This window comes from Borrelia hispanica CRI (assembly GCF_000500065.1).
Taxonomy (GTDB): Bacteria; Spirochaetota; Spirochaetia; order Borreliales; family Borreliaceae; genus Borrelia; species Borrelia hispanica.
Genome location: NZ_AYOU01000164.1, coordinates 41,292 through 60,290, shown reverse-complemented (window position 1 = coordinate 60,290; position 18,999 = coordinate 41,292). Strand labels below are relative to the sequence as shown.

Here is an 18,999-nt window from a genome sequence, read left to right as displayed (position 1 = left end):
CTTATTTATAGTAAAATTTAAGTTAATAGGAGAGCACATATGTCAAATTTTTGTTTATTTAACGCAAAATCTGTACTTACAGGAAATGATAAAATAGACAATTCAGCTGTCCTGATTAGAGAAAATAAAATTTTTGATATCGTAACATCCGACAGACTTGAAAAACTTGAACTACAAGATTATGAAATGATTGACATTAAAGGTAATTATATCACACCTGGTCTTTATGATAATCACATACATGGATTTTACGGATATGGAACTGATCAATGTTCAACAAATTCTATTATCAAAATGTCAGAACATTTAGCAGAACACGGAGTAGTAGGATTTTTGCCAACACTCTATCCACGTCCAACTGAAGAAATGATTGAAACAATTAAAGCATGCACACAAGCAATAGGAAAAGAAAAGGGTGCAAAAATTTTAGGACTTCATCTTGAAGGACCATTTTTTTCTCCCGAAAAAAAAGGAGCTCATCCTACTTCCTATCTCCAAAAACCAAGCATTGAAATCATGAAAAAATTTATAGAAGCAGCAGGAGGAACTTTTACAGACTCTTTTGGTAGAAAAAGGACAAATATTGCCACAATGACGGTTGCACCTGAACTTAAAGGTATGAGGGAACTTGCAATATTTTGTATGGAAAACAATATCACACTTCAAGCAGGACATACAAATGCAAAATACGAAAATATGATAGAAGGTTTTCAAGTAGGTATACTTCATACAACTCATTTTTTTAATGCAATGTCAAAACTCGACCATAGAAATCCAAATGCAATAGGAGCTGCCTTAATTCATGGAGATGTATCTTGTGAAATTATTGCTGATGGACATCATGTTCATCCAAAACTTGTTTTAATGCTTAGAAAACTCAAAGACATAAGCAAGTTGGTACTTGTAACTGATGGATTAACCCCAACACTACAACCATCTGGAGAATTAATAGCTAATGGAGAGAAAGTATATCTTAAAAACAACAACCTATTTTATATTGTAGAGAGTGATACAATAGCAGGATCTGCGCTTACAATGATACAAGGAATTAAAAATTTAGTAGAATTTGGATACAGTTTAAGCGATGCTATTCAAGCAAGTTCATATAATCCGATAAGAATTATTAATCTTGAAAAAAAAGGTCTAATATGTCATGGGTATGATGCAAATATAAATGTTCTTGACAAAGACTTAAATCTAAAATTAACAATGATAGAATCAAAAATAATTTTCAACAAACTTTAGTGTTATTAATTCAAAAATACAAGGAGCAACAAATGAGATTAATTATCAGAACTACTTATAATGAAATGTCAAGATGGGCTGCTAATCATATAGCCACAAAAATAAAAGAATGGGCACCTACAAAAGAAAAACCATTCATTTTAGGACTTCCAACAGGCAGTTCTCCAATTGGAATGTACCAAAATTTAATTGAACTCAACAAATTAAATAAAATATCATTTGAAAATGTAGTCACATTCAACATGGACGAATACATAGGTCTTGATAAAAATCATCCTGAAAGTTACTATTCATTTATGTGGAACAATTTCTTTTCACATATAAACATCCAAAAAGAAAATATCAATATACTAAATGGCAATGCTATCAATCTTACAAATGAATGTGAAAAATATGAGAAAAAAATTAAATCTTATGGTGGAATTACACTTTTTGTGGGAGGAATTGGACCTGATGGTCACATTGCATTCAATGAACCTGGCTCATCTCTTAAATCAAGGACAAGAATTAAAACACTAACTCAAGACACAATTATAGCAAATTCAAGATTTTTTGAAAACGACATCAACAAAGTCCCAAAAAGTGCTTTAACAGTAGGAGTAGGAACAATCATGGATTCCAAAGAAGTAATGATTATAGTAAATGGACACAACAAATCAAGAGCACTAAAACATGCCATTGAAAAAGGAGTAAATCACATGTGGCCAATTAGCATTTTGCAGTTACATCAAAATGCAATTATAGTATCAGATGAAGCTGCAACATATGAACTTAAGGTTGGAACAGTCAAATATTTCAATGATATTGAAAAACACAATTACAATAATGAGCTATAAAAAAATTTTAATGACATATTATTAAAATGAACTAGGATTAAATATAAATATACCTAATATATGTCTATATTTAATCCTAGTTCTGAAAAAATAAAAATATTTACCTATTAAAATTATAATTATTCTATGATTTCATTATAAATTCGCGAAATTTCTTCCCAATTTAATGTCTTAAAAAATGCATCAATATATTCGGCTCTTCTATTTTGATATTTAAGATAATAAGCATGTTCCCAAACATCAATACCTAAAATTGGCTTATAATCCTCCATCAAAGGACTATCTTGATTTGGTCTTGATATTACTTGCAGCTCTCTATTTGAATAAAGAACTAACCAAGCCCAACCACTTCCAAAAATACTAACAGCTAAATCTTTTAAGGCCATCTTCAAATTATCAAGATTACCAAAAGTAGCATTTACATGCTCTTCAAAATTTTTCAAAATATTATCTTTATTGCCAGGTTTTAAAGTCCTAAAATACAAATTATGATTAGCATATCCACCTGCATTATTTTTAACAACTTTTTGAAATTCAATTGGAAATCGCTGAACATTTTTTAATATACTTTCAATATCGTTAGAACAATTTACCTTTGTCTTTTCAAGTACAGAATTTAAATTTACTGTATAAGCATTATGATGCTTACTATGATGAATTTCCATTGTCTTAGCATCAATATAAGGCTCTAAAGCATCATAAGAATAACCAAGTTCTGGTAATTTAAACATAACACACCCCCTTTTTAATTTTTTCCATGACAATTTTTATATTTTTTTTTACTTCCACAATAACAAGGTTCATTTCTACCAATCTTAGGAGTATTTCTAACGATTTGAACCCCCACCGAATTATCTCTTTCCCTAGAAACAATACCTGTAAACTCCTTATGAGTAGCATGAACATCTTTAGGTTTTTTATTTTTATAATTACTAGAATCAACATCAATTTTCACCTGCAAAGTTCGTCTTAAAGTCTCTATCTTAATATCTTTAATAAGTTCACTAAAAATTGCAAAACCTTCTTCCTTATATTCAGTAATTGGATTTTTATTAGCATAAGATCTAAGATAAACTGACTCTCTTAAAGAATCAAGATTTGCAAGATGCTCTTGAAATTTAGAATCAATATTTCTCAAATATTCATATTTTAAAAATTCATTTAAAAGTTCAGAACCAATCAACTCTTCTTTGATATCTAGATTAGACCTAGCAACTTCCATTAACTTATCTTTTAAATCAGCAATACTCATTTTCTCAACAGAACCAACACTTTCCATCATATAAGCAAAAACTGAATTTATTTCATTTAAAACAGAACTTGTAACCACCTCTCCTTTCACTTGATCAAATAAAAAATCAAGATATTCTCTTAAAGAGATAAGAATACGTTCCTTAAGATTATCATCAGCAAGAATTAAATTTCTCTGAGAATAAATAAATTCCCTATGTTTCGTTATGACATCATCATACTCCAAGAGATGTTTTCTAATTTCAAAATTTCGATCCTCTACACGCCTTTGTGCATTAACCAAAGATTTTGTTAATAAAGAATGCGCAATGGGTTCACCTGTAGCCATTCCAAGTTTTCCCATAAGAGATCTTAAATTATCTCCTGCAAAAAGCCTCATCAAATCATCCTCAAGAGATACATAAAACCTTGATCTACCAGGATCTCCCTGTCTTCCCCCACGTCCTCTAAGCTGATTGTCTATTCTTCGAGACTCATGACGCTCACTACCAATAACATAAAGTCCGCCAAGAGATTTAACTTCTTCATAATCTTTAAGATACTGCTCTCTCTCGCTCTGCATAGCTTTCTGTAAATCATCAAGACTTATTTCTGTCCCAAATTTTTTACGAACTCTATGTTCAAGATTACCTCCAAGCTTAATATCAGTACCACGACCAGCCATATTAGTTGCAATTGTAACAGAATATTTTGCCCCTGCTTCAGCAATAATTAATGCTTCACGAAAATGATTCTTTGCATTTAAAACTTCATGCTTAATGCCTCTATTTTTAAACATATTAGATAAAGTTTCAGACTTTTCAATAGAAACTGTCCCAACAAGAACAGGTTGTCCTCTTTTATAAGCCTCAAAAACTTCATCTGTAATAGCTTTAAACTTAAATTCCTCAGTATAATAAATAATATCATCTTCATCTATTCTTGCAACCAATTTATTAGTAGGTACCACTACAACATCAAGATCATATATCCTATGAAACTCTTTCGCTTCTGTATCTGCAGTACCAGTCATACCAGAAATCTTATTAAACATCCTAAATAAATTTTGAAATGTAATTGTTGCCATAGTCTTATTTTCACTTGCAACTCTAACACCTTCCTTAGCTTCAATAGCTTGATGTAGACCATCTGAATATCTTCGCCCTTTTAAAACACGACCTGTAAATTCATCAACAATCTCAACACCAAAATCTCCAACAATGTATTCCCTATCCTTTAAAAACAATAAATGTGCCTTTAATGCCTGTGTCATATAATGAACATAATTAAAATTAGAGTCAACATACATAGACCCTTGAATTATGCCTTTTGAAACTAAAATCCGTTCAAGATTATTTAATCCATTAACGGTAAAAGATATTCTTTTAGCCTTTTCATCAACTGTATAATCTCCATCAAGATCATCAATCTCTAAAGGATAATCTCCTGTTTTTGGATCTTTAGAACATTCTTTTAAAAGAGGAACAAGAGAATTAACAGTAAGATAAGCACTAGTGTCACCTTCAGTTGAACCTGAAATAATTAAAGGTGTTCTAGCCTCATCTATTAAAATAGAATCAATTTCATCAATAATGCAATAATTAAAATTCTTCAAAGATTTCTGAGATAAATCAAAACACATATTATCTCTTAAATAATCAAATCCAAGCTCATTATTCGTAACATAGGTAATATCTTTACCATATTCTATCTTTCGTCTAGAAGAATCCATATTAGAGAGTACAACACCAACACTCACTCCCAACAGATCAAAAACAGGTTTCATCCAATTTGAATCACGTTCTGCAAGATAATCATTAACCGTAACAATAATAACACCATCACCCGTTAAACTATTAAGATAAGCAGCCTGAACAGAAGACAAAGTTTTACCTTCTCCTGTCTTCATTTCTATTATTTTACCTTGATGAAGCGCAAGACCAGCAATCAGTTGAACATCATAAGGTCTCTCTTTAAGTCGCCTTCTTGCAGCCTCCCTAGAGAGCGCAAATGCTCTCTCTAAAATATCTTCTAAAGTCTTACCACTCTGAAGTTCATTTTTGAATTTTTCTGTTTCCCTTGAAAAATCCTCATCCAACAAAGATAGTGTCCAAGATTCAAGTTTATTAATATTTCTTAAAACAGGAAGATAACTTTTTAAATCCCTTTTGCTCTTTGAGCCAATAGTCGCCTCAAATATCGCTCTTAACATATTAGGTATCAATACTCCTAAAATAATTGACTTTTAACCATTTAAAATAATAACATCTAAAACATGAAAAAGTTTTATAAAATTCATTTAAATATATTTTTTATAATTATATCATGTAACATTAAAACTTTAAACGAACTTGGAGAACAACAATTTAAAATACCATTTGGAACATTACCTGGAGAAATAACACCACTTACAAACAAATTTACAAATTCAAGCTTTGATATTAAAACATACAACGGTCTTGTATATATTGTAGAGACAAAAGCAAACAAGCTCATGATTTTTACATCTTATGGAAAATTAATTCAAACTTACCAAAATGGTATATTTAAAACAAATGACAACCTGAAAATAAAAAAAGTAAACTTTGAAAATATTCAGGCTATCTATCCATCAAAAGACTTTATTATAGTATCAGATAAAATAGACAATACAAAATCTAAATTCGATGAAAAAGAAAACATAGCATATTCTACACAAATCTTTATTTTAAATAAAGATTCATCTGTAGCAATACTGGGACAAGAAGGACATAATGGAACGCCATTTCCAGAAGTTTGTGATATTAATATCGATGATGGAAATAACATAGCAATAATAACCATATATCACGAAGGTTACATAATATATTCTTACGATCAAGATCTCTCACCTCTTTATAAGATATATATAAATACAAACATATTACAAATACCAGAAGAAGAGAAAAAAAAATATAATATATCAATAGACAAAATATTTTTTGAAGTCAATAAGAAAATTATTTATGCAAAGACAACATACTATGAAAACATTAGAACAAATGAAAACATTAATGATTTAGGGGTCAGAATCAAAAATCAACACTTTTATACAATGAGCTTAAATAAAAATAAAGAATTTGAAATAAAAAACAAAATTACGCTACCGCAAAATTTATTAGATGATCAACAAGAAAGTTTTATCAATATCATTGGAATTCAAAAAAATAAAATAATAGCATCTACTAATATGAAAAATCTGTCTAATATTTTAATATGGAAATTAGACAATAGAGGAAAAATAAAAGAACAAATGATACTAATTGAACCACCTAATCTTAAATTTCTTGCTGAAAGTCTATCAAAAGACGGAATACTTAGTATACTTTATGCAGAGAAAAGCGGGGTTAGTGTCTATTGGTGGAATTTAAATACATTACTTAAATTATAAAATAATTTATTATCAATTTATTATCAAAATATATGAAAAATAACAATTGTGAATACAAAACAGAAGAAAAAAATAAAAAACTCCTTAAAAAAAAACTAATGCTTGGAATAATTTCTGTAATCATATTAATTACTACTAAGGTCATAATAATTCCCAAATTACAAAAAATAGAAAATAAACATAATCTTAAAATTACAATAGAACATAAAATAAAAAATAAAAATTTATATCTTAAAATTAATATACAAAATAATGACATCAAATATTTTGGTAAAGCCAATATAGAATTATACTTAGATAATAAACTTATTGAAAATAATATGATTTACATAGACAAGATTAACTATACGTTATATACTAATGTTGCATATAAGAATGAAAGTTTGTTAAATATAATGCTAATAACTCAAAAGGGCTACAAGGCATATTTTAATAAAAGATTAGATCTTGGAGGATAAGAGATGTTACAAATATATTTTATATCTGTTTTACTTAATATTTTAGGAGGAATAGTACTAGCATTTCCAACTTTAAGAGACAAGCTTAAGTGTTTAATTATCTTTGACGAATTTGTCAATGCAATTAACAATAATAAAGCTACAAGAAGTATTTTTGGTACAATTTTTATAGCAGTAAGTATATTGGAAATAATTATCCCCTATGATTTACCAATAATTGGAAATTTATTTCCTGCCATCAGTTTATTTCTTATTGGTTTCATCTTATTTTTAAATCAGAAGATGCCTATAACTCTTCAAAACAACAAAGAATATGGAAAATTCCAATCATTAGTTGAAAGCAATAAAAAATTGATAGGAATACTAGCATTAATTATCGGAATAATTCATTTTTTTGCACCAAGGATTCCTTTTCTTTAAACCTAACAAAGGTAATATACAATGCTTTACATCAATCAAACAATTTAAATAAATTCCAAAGTATAAATGTAAATTTTGTAGATATTTAATATAATGTACAAAATGACAAAATATAAAGAAATAATAATAAATTTTAAAAATTTAGAACATAATTTAATTACAATTAAAAGCCATGTTCACAAAAAAGAATTAGTAGCAACACTAAAAGCAGATGCTTACGGACATGGACTTATTCAAACATTTAAATTTTTCAAAGAAAAAGATATAAATTATTTTGGTCTTTTTTCAATATATGACGCTATAAAACTTCGGAAAATCGATAAAAATTCAAACATACTACTCTATATCAATAATATAAATAAAAATGCAATAAAAAATCTGGTAAATTTTGAAATTACACCTTTTGTTGCTGACTCTCAATACTTATCATTAATAGAAAAAGAATGTAAAAGGCAAAATAAGAAAATCAAAGTTCATTTAAAAGTGGATGTAGGAATGAACAGATATGGAATCAAAACAGAAAATGCTTTAAATCTAGCAACTAAAATCCAAGATTCAAAATTGGTCGAATTTGAAGGAATTTGCACACATTTACCAACAACAGAAAACACAAAAATTACGCAAACACAAAGCAAAAAATTTGATTATCTCATAAATGAACTTAAAAATAAAAATATAAATCCAAAATTTATTCACATTTCCAACTCAGGACACATAACAAGCTATAAAATAAGTGAAAAATTTAATATGATAAGGCCAGGCCTTATTTTATATGGATATCATCCAAATCCAAACAACCAAAACAATAACTTAAAACTAAAGCCTGTACTAAATTTATACTCAAAAATAATATTTATTAAAAATATCAAAAAAGGAGACCAAATATCGTATTCTGGTCTCTTTAAAGCAAAAGAAGATATGCAAATTGGACTGATACCAGTTGGATACTTTGATGGAATCCCACAAAATACATCTAAAAATTTTTATTGCATAATAAAAGATAAAAAATGTTTTATTAGAGGGAAAATATGTATGAACATTTCTATCATAGAAATACCTAAAGATCTAAAAATCAATATAGGAGACGAAGTAGAAATAGTTTCTGAAAGATTAAGCTTAGATATACTTAGTAAAGAATCTGGCAGAAGTACATATGAACTACTTTGTTCTATTGGAAAAAATGAGAAAAAAAAATACTTATATTAAATTACCTAAAGAATCAAATTTTTGAAAATCAATTAAATCACCTTTACTATTATATATCCATTTATAAATTGAAATACCCCCAATATTATCTCTCAATCTTAAATCTGGACCATGATTTGTTTTTTTCGAAATTTTACCAAATTTATTATATTCATACTTATACATGCTAACACCATAAATATCATCTTGCAATTGACCTAAATTACCAAAATTTTTCTGACTAATTAGCCGATTTTGTTTATCATACTCATAAGCATATTCAAAAACAGCATTTTCATCTGCAACTAAAGTCCCATTTTTAGAATAATTACTCTTCAATATGACATTGCCATTAATATCATACAAAAACTTGTATCTAAAAACACCCACAATATCACTTATAGGATTATCAAAATCTCCATAATGTTCTTGAGATTCAAGAAGTCCATCTTCATTATAAGCATATTTATAAATCATAACACCATTAGAATCACTAACTAAATTGAAATTTTTATCAAAAAAAAGTCTCTCTATTAAATAAAATTTATTATCATATTTATAACTATAAACCGCAATACCTTTAAAATTATCCATTATCTCATATTTTTCCTCATAACTAACAGGAACAGCACTATCATAATTCTTATTTATCTTATTACTATAATTTATTATTCTCTTTTCATTATTTTGTATATAAAAAATGATTTTCCTCATGGCATAACCATTTTGACTAACGGTCAAATTATTATTAGCATCATAATTATATTCTCTACAACAATAATCTTTTTCTTTTAAATTATAATCATACCTATATATTGCCACATTATTCTCATCAGGGGTTAAATTATTCTTAACATCATAATTTACAACTTCAATAAGATTACCACTTGAATCATAACGATATGTCTTTACTGCAACAGAAAAAGGATTTGAAGATAGAGAAAACCCTTCATCTAAGTATTCTTCTTTAACAATATTATGTTCACTATCATAAGTCAATTTAAAACCATAAATCCCATTCTTAGCCTTTATATTATAATTATTACCATCATAATATAAAACTGTTTTTGTACGATTAGAATTCTCATAAATAATTTTAGTATAATAAACATCATTTAAATCCTTAATTTGAAAACCAACCTCACTAAACCTATAAACATAAAAACTACCATCATCATTATAAACAAAATGATAATAAGCAACTCCATACTTATCTCTTATAATTTCATCAGACTTATTATAATTAAAAATACTCTTGGGTCTACCATTTGATAAATATTCTATTTGTTCAACATAAACATCTTTCAAATTTTTAGCAGCAAAGCCTCTATTTAAAAACAATCTTCTCTCTATATCTTTAAAATGTTCTATTTTTACCTGATTTGTACCAAAAAAAGAAGGCATTAAAATACTAAGCTTTCCAATATAATCAATAACTACAAGTTTGCCATCATTATAAGTAAATCTATACCCATACTCCTCTTCAGCATCTTCCTTATTAATTTCATATTTTCCAATTATTTTATAATCAACATCATAATCAACAAATTTATAATAAATTTCTTCTGAAAAAAGAGTATAAACTACAAAAAACATTATCAAAAACATAACCATTCCTTGATAAATTAACCTTATTTTGATAGATTTATTATACAATAAACTAATACAATGAGGTGTTAATATGGCAAAAATTTCCAAAAATGCACAAAGAAGTGGTTCTAAAGAATTATTAAGTAGATGGGGCGGAAAAATTATAATGAAATCTAAATTTGAAAATGGTAAAATAAAGCACTATGCAGAATGCCAAACTTCAAAAAATACAGCAAGAAGACCTAAAGATTTATTTTAAATAATCATTTTTTATTCAATTTATCTTCAAATTTTAACCAAGCTTCGTCCTGTTCACTTTTACTATAAACTCTACTTACTGTCTGTCCTTTATTAGAGGTTCCTTTACCTTTTTTGGAATAGGAATTTCTAATCTGTTCTTTTATCTCCTCTCTTTGTTTGCGCCTCTTATCTAGCTGTCTTTTTACTCTTTCATTTGGATCAAAAAGTCCTCCAACATGATTATTAAGTATCACCTTAGAATTTAATCTAGATAAAGCTTCTTTATAGCTTTGATATTTTCCAGTCAAAAATAACACAATTCTCCTTAACAAGGATAAATCTTTATAAGCAAAATCTAAAATACTAGACAAATCAATTTTATAAATTTTATAAAGTGGCAAGAATGTATTACTATTCTTAAAATATTTAGCGGCTTCATTTTTTATTATATCCTTAATTTGAGTCTGTATATTTTGAGTTTTAGCAACTCGCCTATAATGAGATACAATAAAATCAAGAAATGCAACTTTATTTTTTAAGCAATAATCATTTAAATCATAATTAGCAATAAATTCAGATAACATCTTCTCAAGACCCTCTTCTGTAAAAATAACAGAAGAATTTTTACCATTATTAAGCATCTTTGTAAATTCATTTCTCAATTTATCTTTAACATCAATTACAATTTGATCAAATTCTTTTAAAAAGATAGAATAAGCACATGACTTATATAAATACATATCACGTTTAATATTAAATATTCTAGGCAAAGAACCCTTAATATTGGATTCAAAAAAGTATCCATTAGCTATATTAAAAAAACGTTCAGCATCAGATAATTCATCAGCATGCTCTTGAAGAATACTTTTAAATTCCTCTATATTAATAAATCCGGCTTTAAACTCTATTGCTTTTTCAATCGATTTTAAAGTTTCATCAATTTTAATATTTTCTAAATTTTTAAGTTCTTCTAATTTTTTTTCATTAGCAATATAAATACTTAATACCTCTAAAAAGGTAAAATAATGTTTAGAAATATTAACGCCTTTCTTATTTAAAATCTCCTCTTTATTTTCTAAAATACCCAAAAGAAGATTATAAGCAACTCCAACACCATTAACACCCTCATCTAAAATTCGATCATACTCACTAATCTTCAAATTTCTAGCTCTAATAAAAACATCTTTAACTACTCTGTTAGAAGCTGTTCTAAATAAAATTTTTTTCATAAATTCAACAAAATACAATGCTTGTCTTGAAGGAATGATCAAAGAATCTAGTATCAATATCTTATTTAATGAAGCATTTTCTTGAAAATATTTAAAATTAATATCTTCATTTCTAAGAACAACAAATTCTCTCTCAAAAGCTAACAAATTTTTATCTATATTTTTAATCGTAAGCAAATTACTAAAAAATTCTATTCCCACATAATGCTTTAAAAACAAATCTTCAATAGCATAATAATAAAAATCACTACTATTCTCATCTGTTATTATTATTTTAGCAGGTAACAATTCCCCATTAGATGTAACCTGATTAACAATGATTCCTCTCTTAACTTCATAAAGTTTACGAAATAAAAAATCCAATTCTCCCTTAAGAGAGCGTATTTTAACAGAATAATCTTCAACAAACTTAGAATAAGCTATAACATTGTTTTTACATTCCAAAATAACTCGTAAAATCATTTTTTGCGTATCTGAAGAAATTCCTATTTGGGAAATTAAAATATCCACTTCTTTATCATTCAGATAAAAAATTTCGGGCAACTTTTTCATCTTATATTTCTAATCTCCTCATATAAAAAACAATAAAACATAATTCATAATAACACATTGATAAATTTAATAAAATTAATAAACACCAAATAAATACACATTATATAAAATATACAAAAATAAAAAAACAATAGAAGGAGCCCTATCAAAAACCCCTCTGACTTTAACTACAAATAACAAAATCAAAGATATAGCAAACATAATACCAAAATCAACAAAATAAATATCACTCATCAGTACTGGACTTATAAAACTACTACTAGATAAAATAAATCCAATATTAAATATGTTACTGCCAATAATATTACCAAGAGCAATATCTGATTCTTTTTTAATTATTGCAAAAAGTGAAACAACAAGCTCTGGTATACTGGTTCCAAAAGCAACAAAAATAATTCCAATAACTTTCTCACTAACATGAAAAATATTATGCGCAATATATATTGAATTATCTATCAATAACTTCGAACCTAAATATAAAAAATACACACTTAAAAATAAAAACATAATATTTAAAAATAAAAACTTAAATCCATAATCACAATTAAGATTATTTAAATCCTGTGCAATAACATTATACTTTTTTTCTTCTCTATAAAATAAAAATAAATAAGATATAAATACAAATAAAATTATCAACGAACTGGTCCTATGATAAGGTACTTTAAAAAAAGAAAGAGAACTAAAATCAAAAGAAAGCAACAATAAAAGAAACATCAATAAAAATAACATCATAAAAGAAAACTTAAGTCTTTTAAAATCTGTTTTGATTTTCAAAAAACAACCTGTTAAAGAAAGTGCTAGCAATATATTGATAATATTACTACCAATGACATTAGAAACAATAATCTCATTTTTTTGCTTAAACGATGCTATCAAACTTGTAAAAAGCTCTGGGGCACTTGTTGATAGAGAGACTATTATAACACCTATTAAAAGATTGGGAACTTTAAAATAAGTAGCAATATTAACAGCACTCTTTAAGAGATAATTACCACCAAGATATAACAAAAATATACCTAACATTAAACAAACAAAATAAATATACGTCACATAAATCTCCTAGCACAAATTATATTAAGAGAAACCCAAAAATTTGTTTAAATTACTCTTAACCATATAATAAATATTAGATGCATTCCATAAACTAAAACCATTACCCAAAGACTCTTTGACACCTTGTAATTGATGAAAAAAATATTGCAAATAAACCTCTTCACTCACAATACGTTCTGAACCAAGCAAAAAAGCCTGAACGTAAGGTCTAATTATAACTTTACCCAAAGAAAACACAAACGCCCTATTACTCCCCTCTTTATAAATTTTATAAGCCCTGGTAGTATAATATAAATCATTCTTCAAAAAATCATTAGTATAATGTGAAGGATAAAACATGGGAGAGATAACATCAACATAATCTGATATCATAGAAATGTTTTGACCAATACTATTAGTAACAAACCATCCATTATTGCCGTAAATATCAATAGAAATAGGAATAGAAATTTTTTCCCTAGCCAAAATTAAAAAAGATTCAAGAGCATCAATTGCCCTCATTTCATATTTGTTAAATCTTGAAGCTATAAGAGATACAGGTCCATCTGTTGGGAATCTAATATAATCAAATTGAATCTCATCAACTCCAAGCAACTGAATTTCTTGTGCAATATCTAAATTATAATCCCAAGTATTTTTTGAAAAAAGATCTACCCAATGTTCTTTTTGTATCAATTTAAAAGAATTACCATTCATGACTCTTACAACATTTCCCCAAGGACGATTGGTTTTTTTATTCCAAAGAGCATACTCACAATTATTATGTAAATAAAATTTTGAATCTTTAAAGACAACAACACGAGCAATAACATATATTCCCAATTCTTTTGCCTTTTTTAAAATATAAGGAACATCTATTAATTTTTTAACCGCATTCATTTTATTCGGCAATTCTAGCTGACTTGCATAAGTTAAGATACCACTATCATTTTTAAAATCAATAATAACAGCATTCATACCTAATTTCTTAATAAACTCAAATCTCTCATCAACAGCTGTTTTATTTCGAAGAGTATAAGCTGTCAAATAAATTGCACCCCTATTAGACGCAAGATTGATTCTCTTTGATTTTTGAAGATAATTACTTTCATAAATAGAAAATTGACTATCAAAAATCCACTTTCCATTAACATATAAATAAAAATGATTATCATAAGTTCCAACCAAGAGTTTTTCTATATTGTCATCAGATAAATCAATAATACGAACTATCTGTTTTTTAAATGGAAAATCTAATTTTTTAATAACCCCTGAAACTATATTAATTAAAACAATATCTCCATAAATTCCATAAGAACAATACAATTCACTCTCACTATTTTTTGAAAATTCTATCGAACTAATAATATCATAATAACCAGCGCCCAAATATGTCTTAGAAATTAGAGAATTTAAGCTTTTAAAATCTAAATTATTATTAATACTGATATAAAGTCCGCTGTTAGAAGTACCAACAGCAATACGTTTATACTCTCCTCGAGACAATGCACTTGCTGTAATATAAGAATTTCTATTAAATTTTTCAGTATCAACTAATTTTATAAAATTTTTAAAATAATTATGAGAAACATAAACAGCATCACTTGTTGTTAAAAGAGAATTTGAAGAATAAAAATCTTCATAAATAGAAGTTATCCTTTTAGGTACAGGATTCTTAAATGGATATATCCATCTAGTCTCTATTCCCTTAGTCTCAATTTTAAATATCCCATTATTGCGCTTTTTATATAAAGCACCCTTATGAACAAAAAAGAAATCACTATTTTTAAAATACCTATTCTCATTTAATGAATGTAAATGAAAACATAAAAAAAAATAAGAAAATAACAAACAAATTATATAGAAAAACATTAAGCATGTATTAAGCCTCATACAAACAACATCCAACCTTTTTTAAAATAGATTTAAAAACAAATATTATTTTAACAAATAATTAAAATTACTACTTACATTCTTCCATAAAGTTTTGTAATATTACTTATTTTTTTACTTAAATCAGCATTTAAATCAGAACTCAAGATCCTAAAATCATTAAGCATTGATCCAGACACATTTTTATGCGCAACCACATGATCAAGATAATCTTTCATTGAAATTATTACATTATCTGCAACACTAGACATAGCACCTCGTATCATATCCCAAACAACAAAATTTTCATTAGTATTAAAATAATCAAAAATATACTCTCTATGCTCATCATCGACAGAATTAATAAACTGACGGATAGTATTACTCTCATTAGTACTTGTATAGACAACACAATTCTTTATATAGTTATGTGGAAGACACAAATTTTTTGAATCAAAATCAAATGCAAACTGCATAATTCTAGTTTCTGGAAAATTAAAATAATCTCTTAATCTAAAAGCATCACTACGATCTTCTAAAAGGTCTTCAACCCAAATTTCTAAATCATTAATTTTACTTAAAACATTTCTAAAAAAATCTTTACCTGGACACTTGACCCACTGACCATTACTACTATAAATCAAAAATTCCCGCTCAGAAATTTCCCAAGTAGATACAAAGCCTCTAAAATAATCAAATTTAATAATATCTACATATTTATGCATAAAATCAATACGATTAATCCACCACACATAATCATCTTTCCTCAAAGCTTTCCAATTATAAGCTGCATTACCCCAAAGATATTTTTTATAAGACAAATTACCAGAAGGCATACCTGTTACTTTGTCTTTACTTGCATCAAATTTTAATTTAAAATATTTTTGATGTGCCCAAACATCAGCAGAATCATAAAACATAAAAATAGGCATATCACTTATTATTTTAATCCCAACATTACTTGCATACCTTTTTAAGGATTTAAATTGTGAAAAAAAGAAATATTGCAATACTTGTTGAATATTGATCTCAACATTAAGAGTTTCTCTAAGTTGCATTAAAGCTTTCATATCTCTTTTTAATATTTCTTTACTAAATAAAAGATTAAAAGTCTGTGACTCTTGGAATTTGCAATAATATTCCCTAAAAGCAACAAAACTTGAAAAATCTAAAAGCCAATAAGAAGCAGATTTTTTAAATTTTTCAAATGCATACATCTCATCAATTGTCGCCCTATGCAAAAAATTCAAAGCAGCATCTCTTAAAATCATATTTTTGGTTTTTAATTTATCATAATCAATATATCTATCTTCCAAACATCCAAAAGTACCTAAATCCACATCAATAAATCTATCAATAGCATTTAAATCAATATAACTTATATTACCAGCAAACGCAGAACAACTTAAATAAGGAACTCCTGAACAATTAGGAAGTGAATATGGTAATATTTGCCAATAACTTTGCGACGAACTAGCAAGAAAATCTACAAACTCATATGCTCCCTTTCCCAAATCACCAATACCATACTTAGATGGTAAAGAACTAATACTTAGCAAAATTCCACTTTTTCTTTTCATTTCTTATACCTCAAAACAATAGATCATTTAATTAAAAAGTTAAAACAACTATATGCATATTATCATTATAACTAAAACATAAAACACGCAAAGCATTATTAAAAAGATTTAATGAAAGATTTAAAAAACATAATCTAAACTATGATATAATTCGTTAAATGAATATTAAGACCATAATATTACTATTTTTAATAAAAACCATAACATTTTCATCTGAAATATTAGAGTTTAAATACACCAAAGGCACTAAATTTAGAATAGAAACCACAGATCAGCAAAAAATTTACCTAAATGGTATATTTAACTCCGAAACAAAAACAAACATTCAAGTATCAAGCGAAATAAAAGATGTAAAAAACAATTTTGCAAATATAAAATCTTATTTTAGAATACTAAAAAGAAATGATGAGAGCGATGTTTACTTACTCAAAGAAGAACTTGAAGGAAATTTTAGCATAAATAAACAGGGTGAATACAAAATTAATCATAATCAAAAAAGACCTTCTGTTAGAGGTATTCCACAATTTCCAAAAACACCTATAAGAGTAAATGAAACATGGACATATCCAGCAGAAGAATACATACAAGCATCTGAGATTGTAAAAGGAATAAAAGATTTTATTACAAGATTTGATGTAAACTATACATATAAAGGCAAAGAAAAAATAGATGGAAAATATTACGATATAATTTATTCAAATTATGAATCTAAATATAATGTAAAAAACATATTATTCTCTCAAAAAGTTAACCAAAAAATATACTTTGATTCAGCATTGGGCAATATATATAAATATCATGACACATATGAATTTCAAATGAAAAACGGAAATAATAATATCAAAATGATTGGAACCTCATCTGGAAAAATAATCTCCATTGAATTACCAAATGATAACACAATAGAGAATGAAATTAAGGAATATATTAAAAGAGAACAAATAGATTCTATAGAAATAGAAAAAAATAAAAATGGCATTAAATTAAGCTTAGACATTGAATTCTATCCTGATTCATTTCAAATCATTAAAAAAGAACATAATAAATTAAAGCACATAGCCAATTTACTAGAAAAATTTAAAGACAATAACATTCTAATCGAGGGACACACAGCAAAGTTCGGCACAGAACAAGAAATGCACGAATTGTCTGAAAAAAGAGCTCATACAATTGGAAACTATTTATTAAAAATGAAAGTAAAGAACAAAAACCAAATATTTTTTAAAGGATGGGGTGCTAAAAAACCTAAGTATGTAAGCTCATCTCCTTTAGCATCAAAAAATCGAAGAGTAGAAATTACAATTCTAAACAATTAAATACTAAATCGACCTTCTGCTCTTTTTTTCCTTTTTAGTTTGACAACTTATACATAAAAATGCATAAGGAATAGCCTCTAACCTTTCTTGTGCAATATCTTTATCACAAGCTAAACAATGCCCATAAATATTATGAGAAATCCGATAAAGAGCTTGATTTATTAAATTAAGTTTCTTTTTTTCAACTGAACTTAAAGCCTCAAGATTATTACCATCCATATTATCAAATGCAATATCAACTATATCTTTCAGATGCATATCATTGTTAATAATTTCTCTTTTACTATCTTCAACAGATCTTATAGAATTTAATATTTCTTTTTTTAATTCTACAAGAAGAGTCCGCATTTTTTCAACAAATTCATGCTCAAAATTGCTTTTCTGCATGATATTACCTCCCTATAATAAATTACAATTTTTAAAAAACTCCGTGTAATTATATAAACAATCCCCTATAATGTAAACTAGTGCATTAATTTTTAATAAGAAAATAATTGCAATGATATTACTAATTGTGTACAATTGATTCTGTTACACAAATAATAAGGAGACATTTTGAATACAAAAGAAGAAGCTATTGAAACTGAAGGGATTGTTAAAGAATCTCTTCCCAACACAATGTTTAGAGTAGAACTTAAAAATGGACATTTAGTTCTAGCTCACCTATCTGGAAAAATGAGAAAACATTTTATTAAAATAGTTCCTGGAGATAAAGTCAAAGTTGAACTATCACCTTATGATCTTACAAAAGGAAGAATAGTATACAGAGAAAAATAATTTTTATGTAATAAAAACTGAAATT

At 26.8% G+C, this 18,999-nt stretch carries 17 protein-coding genes; 9 read left to right on the top strand and 8 right to left on the bottom strand.

What is annotated here, in order from left to right; all coding sequences use genetic code 11:
• Positions 1 to 39 precede the first annotated feature (39 nt).
• Complete coding sequence (nagA, locus tag U880_RS0108690; protein WP_024655638.1) at positions 40 to 1,245, top strand: N-acetylglucosamine-6-phosphate deacetylase; 1,206 nt, start codon at positions 40 to 42, stop codon at positions 1,243 to 1,245.
• Between the two features lie 32 nt (positions 1,246 to 1,277).
• Entirely contained in the window at positions 1,278 to 2,081 is an 804-nt protein-coding gene (nagB, locus tag U880_RS0108685; RefSeq protein ID WP_024655637.1) for a glucosamine-6-phosphate deaminase, read from the top strand.
• Positions 2,082 to 2,200: 119 nt separating this feature from the next.
• Here the strand turns inward: nagB and U880_RS0108680 are convergent, their stop codons facing one another.
• Together U880_RS0108680 and secA are read right to left on the bottom strand one after the other, a co-directional pair.
• Positions 2,201 to 2,812, bottom strand: coding sequence for a superoxide dismutase (locus U880_RS0108680; RefSeq protein ID WP_024655636.1), 612 nt, complete (start codon positions 2,810 to 2,812; stop codon positions 2,201 to 2,203).
• A 14-nt stretch (positions 2,813 to 2,826) separates the two neighbouring features.
• Positions 2,827 to 5,523: a preprotein translocase subunit SecA gene (gene secA / locus U880_RS0108675; RefSeq protein WP_024655635.1), complete on the bottom strand. Its 2,697-nt coding sequence runs from the start codon at positions 5,521 to 5,523 to the stop codon at positions 2,827 to 2,829.
• A gap of 63 nt (positions 5,524 to 5,586) precedes the next feature.
• Between secA and U880_RS0108670 the strand changes: the two genes are divergently transcribed.
• The 4 genes from U880_RS0108670 (at position 5,587) to alr (ending at position 8,804) form a co-directional block, all read left to right on the top strand.
• Positions 5,587 to 6,720: an LIC_12708 family protein gene (locus U880_RS0108670; protein WP_024655634.1), complete on the top strand. Its 1,134-nt coding sequence runs from the start codon at positions 5,587 to 5,589 to the stop codon at positions 6,718 to 6,720.
• Between the two features lie 32 nt (positions 6,721 to 6,752).
• A complete protein-coding gene (locus U880_RS0108665) occupies positions 6,753 to 7,178 on the top strand; it encodes a hypothetical protein (protein WP_024655633.1) in 426 nt (141 codons plus the stop codon).
• A gap of 3 nt (positions 7,179 to 7,181) precedes the next feature.
• Positions 7,182 to 7,598 carry a hypothetical protein gene (locus U880_RS0108660; RefSeq protein WP_024655632.1) on the top strand — a complete coding sequence of 139 codons (417 nt, stop codon included), beginning with the start codon at positions 7,182 to 7,184 and terminating at the stop codon, positions 7,596 to 7,598.
• A gap of 102 nt (positions 7,599 to 7,700) precedes the next feature.
• Positions 7,701 to 8,804: an alanine racemase gene (gene alr / locus U880_RS0108655; RefSeq protein ID WP_200862221.1), complete on the top strand. Its 1,104-nt coding sequence runs from the start codon at positions 7,701 to 7,703 to the stop codon at positions 8,802 to 8,804.
• Here the strand turns inward: alr and U880_RS0108650 are convergent.
• On the bottom strand, positions 8,796 to 10,391 hold the full coding sequence (locus tag U880_RS0108650; RefSeq protein WP_024655630.1) for a hypothetical protein: 1,596 nt from the start codon (positions 10,389 to 10,391) through the stop codon (positions 8,796 to 8,798). The genes alr and U880_RS0108650 overlap by 9 nt on opposite strands.
• 73 nt (positions 10,392 to 10,464) lie before the next feature.
• On the opposite strand from U880_RS0108650, the gene U880_RS11535 reads away from it, so the two are divergent.
• Positions 10,465 to 10,632, top strand: a complete 168-nt coding sequence (locus U880_RS11535) for a hypothetical protein (protein ID WP_011772118.1) — start codon at positions 10,465 to 10,467, stop codon at positions 10,630 to 10,632.
• 4 nt (positions 10,633 to 10,636) lie between these two features.
• On the opposite strand, the gene U880_RS0108640 is transcribed toward U880_RS11535, so the two are convergent.
• The 4 genes from U880_RS0108640 to malQ all read right to left on the bottom strand — a co-directional run bounded on the left by U880_RS0108640 (position 10,637) and on the right by malQ (position 16,881).
• A complete protein-coding gene (locus tag U880_RS0108640; protein WP_024655629.1) occupies positions 10,637 to 12,394 on the bottom strand; it encodes a hypothetical protein in 1,758 nt (585 codons plus the stop codon).
• A 75-nt stretch (positions 12,395 to 12,469) separates the two neighbouring features.
• Complete coding sequence (locus U880_RS0108635) at positions 12,470 to 13,420, bottom strand: calcium/sodium antiporter (protein WP_038359707.1); 951 nt, start codon at positions 13,418 to 13,420, stop codon at positions 12,470 to 12,472.
• A gap of 51 nt (positions 13,421 to 13,471) precedes the next feature.
• Entirely contained in the window at positions 13,472 to 15,322 is a 1,851-nt protein-coding gene (locus U880_RS0108630) for a putative glycoside hydrolase (RefSeq protein ID WP_038359704.1), read from the bottom strand.
• Between the two features lie 74 nt (positions 15,323 to 15,396).
• Positions 15,397 to 16,881 carry a 4-alpha-glucanotransferase gene (gene malQ / locus U880_RS0108625; RefSeq protein WP_024655626.1) on the bottom strand — a complete coding sequence of 495 codons (1,485 nt, stop codon included), beginning with the start codon at positions 16,879 to 16,881 and terminating at the stop codon, positions 15,397 to 15,399.
• Positions 16,882 to 17,039: 158 nt separating this feature from the next.
• Here malQ and U880_RS0108620 point away from each other — a divergent pair, with 158 nt between their 5' ends.
• On the top strand, positions 17,040 to 18,197 hold the full coding sequence (locus tag U880_RS0108620) for an OmpA family protein (protein ID WP_024655625.1): 1,158 nt from the start codon (positions 17,040 to 17,042) through the stop codon (positions 18,195 to 18,197).
• Between the two features lie 3 nt (positions 18,198 to 18,200).
• Here U880_RS0108620 and U880_RS0108615 read toward each other — a convergent pair whose 3' ends face one another.
• Positions 18,201 to 18,584 carry a TraR/DksA family transcriptional regulator gene (locus tag U880_RS0108615; RefSeq protein WP_024655624.1) on the bottom strand — a complete coding sequence of 128 codons (384 nt, stop codon included), beginning with the start codon at positions 18,582 to 18,584 and terminating at the stop codon, positions 18,201 to 18,203.
• A gap of 168 nt (positions 18,585 to 18,752) precedes the next feature.
• Here U880_RS0108615 and infA point away from each other — a divergent pair, with 168 nt between their 5' ends.
• On the top strand, positions 18,753 to 18,974 hold the full coding sequence (infA, locus tag U880_RS0108610; RefSeq protein ID WP_012537936.1) for a translation initiation factor IF-1: 222 nt from the start codon (positions 18,753 to 18,755) through the stop codon (positions 18,972 to 18,974).
• Positions 18,975 to 18,999: the final 25 nt, after the last annotated feature.